At 67.5% G+C, this 6,422-nt stretch carries 2 protein-coding genes, 1 tRNA gene and 4 pseudogenes; 3 read left to right on the top strand and 4 right to left on the bottom strand.

The window, feature by feature from the left end; genetic code table 11:
• Positions 1-112: 112 nt before the first annotated feature.
• Positions 113-385: an FHA domain-containing protein gene (locus IPK85_15175; GenBank protein ID MBK8248731.1), complete on the bottom strand. Its 273-nt coding sequence runs from the start codon at positions 383-385 to the stop codon at positions 113-115.
• Positions 386-1,072: 687 nt separating this feature from the next.
• On the opposite strand from IPK85_15175, the gene IPK85_15180 reads away from it, so the two are divergent.
• Together IPK85_15180 and IPK85_15185 are read left to right on the top strand one after the other, a co-directional pair.
• A tRNA-Ile gene (locus IPK85_15180) sits at positions 1,073-1,146 on the top strand.
• Positions 1,147-1,220: 74 nt separating this feature from the next.
• Positions 1,221-2,092, top strand: a pseudogene (locus tag IPK85_15185) (flap endonuclease).
• Here IPK85_15185 and IPK85_15190 read toward each other — a convergent pair.
• The 3 pseudogenes from IPK85_15190 to IPK85_15200 all read right to left on the bottom strand — a co-directional run bounded on the left by IPK85_15190 (position 2,089) and on the right by IPK85_15200 (position 3,935).
• A pseudogene (locus IPK85_15190) lies at positions 2,089-2,860 on the bottom strand (cyclase family protein). The pseudogenes IPK85_15185 and IPK85_15190 sit on opposite strands and share 4 nt — an antisense overlap.
• Positions 2,770-3,432, bottom strand: a pseudogene (locus IPK85_15195) (hypothetical protein). The pseudogenes IPK85_15190 and IPK85_15195 overlap by 91 nt, the downstream one beginning before the upstream one ends.
• A 64-nt stretch (positions 3,433-3,496) precedes the next feature.
• Positions 3,497-3,935, bottom strand: a pseudogene (locus tag IPK85_15200) (sulfopyruvate decarboxylase).
• 1,593 nt (positions 3,936-5,528) lie between these two features.
• On the opposite strand from IPK85_15200, the gene IPK85_15205 reads away from it, so the two are divergent.
• Positions 5,529-5,951, top strand: a complete 423-nt coding sequence (locus tag IPK85_15205) for a hypothetical protein (protein MBK8248732.1) — start codon at positions 5,529-5,531, stop codon at positions 5,949-5,951.
• Positions 5,952-6,422: the final 471 nt, after the last annotated feature.

Below are 6,422 nucleotides of genomic sequence, written 5' to 3' on the forward strand. Positions count from 1 at the left end.
GGTTCACCGACCGGAAGCACCGAAAACCGCGCGAGGTGCGCGGCCCGGATAGTGCGAACTAATCTGTTGGTGTGGGTGGCGAGTCGCCACCGGTGTTGCAGGGGCGCGACAGTTAGCGCGAGCGGAAGCGGAAGACGACTTCCCCCATCTCGATCCGATCCCCGTCGCGGAGCACAACGGCCGGAGTCTCTTCGCCGAGCGGCAGGCCGTTGACGACCGCTGGATTCGTCTTGGACAGGTTTGTGAGGGTCCAAGTCTTTCCCTCGAGCGACATCTTCGCGTGCAATCGCGAGACGGTATGCTCCTCGAGCTGGACGTGGCGATAGGGGGCCCCCTCGTTCCGGCCGAAGGTGATCGACTGGCCATCAGGGCCCGGGGTGCGCACGAACCGCAGTTCCTGCCCGATGTTGCGGCCTTCGATGATCTCGAGCTTGCCCGGGAGGAACTGGAGGGTGCCGTCGGCGGTCTTTTCCAGCCGCAGCGTCGAATGGCCGGACGACGCCGGCTGGGCCGTCTGCGCCCCCCGGTTGTCCCCGGCGACCTGCCGCTTGGAGGACGCGAGCCTGATCGTCCCGCTCGAGGGCGGGGGCGCGATACGCCCGCGCCTCGTTCTCGAGGGCAGCAGCCCGCGGAACGGCTACCTCGATGGGGTCCACTGGCGGGGCAGCGGCACGCGCAGCGGGCGCGGCGACCTGTGCCGCTGGTTGCGCCTCCGGCTCCCTTATCGGGCGAGGGGGAACCACGGTCCGCTCGCGACCAAACGGGGCGAGGGCGATCGGGCTGTTCAGGTGCTTTCGCCGCTTCCATCCGGGCAGGAGGTACCCGAAAATCATCGCAAGGACGATGACGGCGACGGGGATCCCGAACAGGTACAGCGGGGGAATGATGAAGTTCACGGGGTGGCGAAAGCGGCGATCAGGGCGGGACCGATATTAGACGAGGGGCGTCTGGTATGGTCAATATTGATATTTCTTGAGCAAACCTTGTTCCCGGACGATCGGCGGAAAGTTCACCGCTTGCCGAACGTTGAACTTACCCCGTGGAACGGCTAGGTTGCGCGTCCCTTCTCGAAGGGCCTGTAGCTCAGGTGGTTAGAGCGCACGCCTGATAAGCGTGAGGTCGGTAGTTCAACTCTACCCAGGCCCACTGTGGACGCCCCACCCCTGTACGGGTGGGGCGTCGTGCTTTCCGGGCGGCCCCCGGTCCTCCAGATTCTGGACATGAAGGTCCACCTCGTCGACGGCACCTTTGAGCTCTACCGGGCCCATTTCGGCTCCCCTCCGGCCAGTGACGCCGAGGGACGGCTGGTGGGGGCCACGAGGGGACTCCTGCGGTCGCTCCTCGCCCTGACCCGGGAACCTGGGGTGAGTCACCTCGGCGTCGCCTTTGACCGTGTCATCGAGTCGTTCCGGAACGACCTCTTCGAAGGTTACAAGACGTCGGAAGGCGTACCTCCTGAACTCTTTGCCCAGTTCCCCCTCGCCGAACGGGCGGCCCGCGCGATGGGAATCGTGACGTGGGGGATGGTCGAGTTCGAGGCGGACGACGCCCTCGCCACCGGGGCGGATCGCTGGGCGGACGCTCCGGGAGTCGAGCAGGTGGTCATCTGCTCCCCGGACAAGGATCTCACGCAGTGTGTGAAGGGCGATCGGGTCGTCACCAGGACCGGATCCGGAAGGTGATCACCAACGAAGCCGGGGTCGTGGAGCGTTTTGGCGTCCCCCCGACGGCGATTCCGGACCTGCTCGCCCTGGTCGGGGACGATGCGGACGGCGTCCCCGGGGTCCCGAAATGGGGGATGAAGTCGGCGGCGACGCTGCTCGCCCGCTACGGCACCGTCGACGCCATCCCGGCGGACCCCGGGTTGTGGGACGTGAAGGTCCGCGGGGCCGCCGCCCTGTCGGAGTCCCTCGAGGCCCGGCGAGATGAGGCGCGCCTCTATCGGCTGCTCACCACACTGCGTCGCGACGTACCCCTCGCGGAGTCCCTCGACGACCTGCGCTGGCGCGGCGCAGACCGCGACGCCCTGGTCGACCTGTGCGCCGAACTCGGGGACATGGGCTTCGTGGAGCGCGTAACGACCTGGCGTTAGGCTGGGGCGATCGCCAGCACCCGCAGCGGGCTGCCGCTCCCGTTGACCAGCTTGAGGGGGGCGGCGATCACCACCGACCCGGTTGCAGGAAGTTTGTCCAGATTGCACAGCGAGGCCGGGACCGAACTTGCCCGCGCCGTGCATGATGTGATGGTTGGCAAACGGGGATCGAAGCCCCCCGCCTGCCCGGCGTCGGTCCCGACAGTCTCCACCCCGACACCGAGGACGTCGCGGTCGGGCGAGGAGGCGGCTCGTGTCCGGGTGAAAGCCCGGGGGTGTGCGGTCCATCCTCGTCGACATTGAGGAACGCCGCCCCCGTCCGGGGTGCTCCAGCCCGTACGCAACAACACCCAGGCGCCAGCCGGGATGCGGCCGTGCGAACGCTCCCACGCCTCGACATGCTCGGGCATGAGCAGGAAGTCATCGCTGTGCTCCACGGCCATTGTCACGTCGATGACGCAGGCGGGACCGATGAACCGCTTCGGGGCGATCGTGTCCGTCGCGTTGTCGGGCAGATCCTTCCCGCTGATCCAGTGCACCGGGGCATCGAAGTGCGTGCCGGTGCTCGCCCATCCGGATGGTGTTCCAGTACCAGGCGGGCCGCTTGTCGTCGAACCGCGAGATCACCTCGATGCTCACGCCGGGCGACGCGCCAAAGATCGGCGGCAGGCCGATCACCGGCGTATCGGGACCGAAGGGCTGCGTGAGGTCGATGACCTGCAACCGGCCTTCGGCGAGGTCGCTGACGAGTTGGGCGAGGGTGGACATGCGTTTCGTCGGAGGAGGCGGATGAGAGACGGCAGACGGAGACGGCAGCAAAACAGGGTCGGCGGGCTAGAGCGGTGCGCGACCCTGCAGGTAGCGGGGCGAACTGGTAGCGGTTCTCCAACAGGGGCGAGATCGGTGACGAAGGCCTTGGGGCCGACGGCGTCCACCTTTGCCACGATCGTCGTGAGGTCGCCGCACGCGCGCCTCGCGGAATGCGGCGACAACTCCGGGATGCTGCGCACCGTCATGGTCCGCGGCACGCCCGCCGCCGCGGCTATCGCCGCGAGATCGCTCCCGGTGGACGTGGCGGTGGGGAAAGCCACCGACCGGAGAGCAAGCTCTCGTTTCGAACACGACATGGACGAGGTTGCGCGGCCGGTACCGCGCGAGCGTGGTCAGGCCGCCGAGGTTCATCAGCAACGAGCCGTCGCCGTCCACCACCACCACCGGGCGCGTCGGCTGGGCCGGGCGACACCCGGGCCTAACGAGGACGCGAGCCCCATCGCGTGCTGCAGATAGAAGAAATTCGGCCGGTGACCGATCGCCTGCAGCTCGGCGGCCACCGCCCCCATGATCGTGACCACCGCACAGTCGTGCAGGTCGGCATGGATCGCCTCAAGCAGGCGCGGCGTTCCATCACGCGTCCTCCCACATCAGCGACCGCCCCAGCAGCAGGGCGACCGGTCGACTCGCCGCATACGCCAACGTCATCGCCTCGGCGATCCTCGCGGCACATCGGCCACGGCGTCCAGCTGACGGGTCGGGATGCGCAGCGCGTCCAGCACCGGCACCGTGACGCCACCGCCTTCCGTTTGCCACGGATCACGCTCGCCAAACTCCCCGCGGGCGCTCACCAGCATCAACAGGGAATCCGGTAGGCTGCGCGCCGGACACAATGCCGTTGACCGATGCCAGGAATCCGTGGTTCTGCATCAACATGGCCGAGCGTACGCCGGCCAGGTGGCCCCATGGAAATCGACCTTCCTCCTCCTTTGCCAGCCGCACGAGGTCACCTCGGGATCCTCTTCGGCCGGCGAATGGGATGCACCAGCCAGGTTTCCGGAAGCGCCGACATGATGCGCACCCCGGCGTCCTTCAACGCGGCGAACACAACGCTCGAACTGAGAGGCTGACGGGCATGCGGTCGCGAAAGGGGACGGGCAGGGCAATCGAACGTGCCGACGCGTCGTGGTCAACCGGGGCATCACACGCCGGTGGTGACGCCGAGCAGGCTGGTGGCCACCCGCAAACCCCACGGCGATGATGGCCGCCGAGGATTCCCAGGCGAATCCACCAATCACAGCCATGGAGAAAACGTCCCAGCATCCGACGAGCTGTCGCAGCGCGTCGGCGCGCTTGAGAAGCGACCAGCCAAAGGCCACGGCGGCGAGCAAAGCGCGCCGAGGTTTGCCTCGGAGCCAAAGGTCAGGTCCCACGGGACAAGATCTCCCGTATTGATAACCGGCGGGATGGAGAGCAACCGCGTCGCCGTCGCCCATCAGGACGATCGCCCGGCCGCGGCTCAGGCTGGTGTTGTCGGTGAGGCCGGCGACAGGCTTCGAGGGCGGCAACGGCCGACAACCAGGAAGCTGCGAAGGTCCAACAAAGAACACCCAGCGGCCGAACCAGGCCCCGAGCAGGATGCGGGCAAACACCTGGGGCAAGGTGCCGAAGAGCAGCGGGGCCGGATCCGGTTCCATTCCGAGCGCGATCACGGCGGGGATGATGGCGGAAGCCCCGCGAGCAGCCCGGCAACAGTGTCGCCGACCACCCAGTGGTCAGCGCCAGTCGCGTCGGTCGGGCGTCGTCCAGGGTAAAACCGTACACGACCATGAAGGTCCCGCCGAGAGGACCATCGAGAAGATCGCCTGGCCCTGCGGCCAGGAGGACTACCGGCGTGATATCACGCAGGCTGAACTTGAGGATGTACCAGTCGATCCCGTTCGCGGCCCCGGCAGGTATCACCGTGCGTACGACCAGGATGAGGAGGATGACATACAGCGTGGGCATGATCCGCCGACTCGCCCGCTCGATGCCGCCGCGCAGCCCCGGTACATAATGACAAACCCGGCGGCAAGTGCCGATTACGAACGCCGTCGCGGACGGCTGGCGGAGGAGCGATGCCATGGCGAGGCCGCGCTCCGGGGAAGCACCGCGGCCGGGGCGAGGTCACGGCCAAGGCCGAAAACAACTCACCGCCGCGAACCAGCTGACCCAGCCGATCACCGTGCAGTAGTACCCGGTGGCGGCGGCCACGATTACGAAGAGACTCCAGCCGACGAAGCGTCCGCCCGGGAATCCCGCTGGCCGCGAAGGCTTCGACCGGCCCCGCCGGGTCGCGCGTCCCAACGAGAACTCGGCGACCGGGCCGGGACTCCCACCGGGATCACCACAACTCCGACATACAGCAGGACGAAAGGCCGCGCCGCCGAACTTCCCGACCAGGTAGGAAGCAGCAGAATATTCCCCAACCCGACCGAGACGCCGATCAGCGTCATCATCGTGCCAAAGCGCGTGGCGAACGTCGATCGGGCGGGCGAGATCGAGTCACAACGGGAGAATAGCCCCGGGCACGGTGCGGAAGAACCCTGACGGTCGGATGAGGTCATCCCGGCCCGATGGCGGGGCGATGCGACAGAATTCCAGCTTCTTCGATCCTGGGTTTCGCATGCGTCCTTTCGTTTTTGCCGGTGCCATTGCGCTCCTCGGTGCCTGTTCGCGCCCGGAGGCCGCGATTGCCGAACTCCACGGCCATGGCTGCCTTGCCGGAGGGTCACGTCCCGGTGACGCGCGCAACGACGTTGCCGCCGGAGGCTCAGGCGCACTCATCGATACGACGAACGCCCGCTTTGCCGCCGACGATTTCCGTGGGGCGCTCGAGGCGTACCGAAGCCACACTCGCCGCTGCGCCGGGTCATCCGGCTTGCCAGCCTGGTGGGGGGATTTCAATGGCCGCCAACATGCTTGGCGATTCGATCCCTTGCCGATTCGGCGCGGCGGATGCTGGAGTCTCGAGGAGTCGAAGCCCGAATCCGGCCACGGCGTCGCGCCGGCGATGCCCGCCTCACCGCACGGTCCCACGAAGATGTAGCTGGCGGGTGGGGGTGGGGGTGCGCGCTCACTCACCTGCGGCGTAGACTCCCAGAATCGCGGGGGGGCCCACGCTCAACTGACCTGACTTGATGCCGCGAAAGGCCCGGAGGCTGGACTGGGCGACCCGCCTTCGCCCTGGTTGAATCTGCGCCCGCACCCAGGAGTTCCTGGGACGTCACGAGGTGGAGGTCCGCGAGCGAGTCGACGCGAAGAAGGTCCGCTACAGCGAGCCCGAAGGCGCTCACGCTCGCCGGCCGGAAGTCGACGGGTCATCTCGATGCGCGGTTCGAAAGTCCTGCGCCTCGATATGCCGAGGAAGCCAGCACCCGCGGAGGTGCTCGCCGCCCTGATGGGACAAATAGGGATACCTCCAGGGCCCCGACCGTTCGAGGGCGGACATTGCTGGTCAGGTTCACCCCGGAGGTATACGACAGGCAGCTGGCATGACGACCGGCGGTGGCGGGTTCAC

The sequence above is a fragment of the Gemmatimonadota bacterium genome (assembly GCA_016712265.1).
Taxonomy (GTDB): Bacteria; Gemmatimonadota; Gemmatimonadetes; order Gemmatimonadales; family Gemmatimonadaceae; genus RBC101.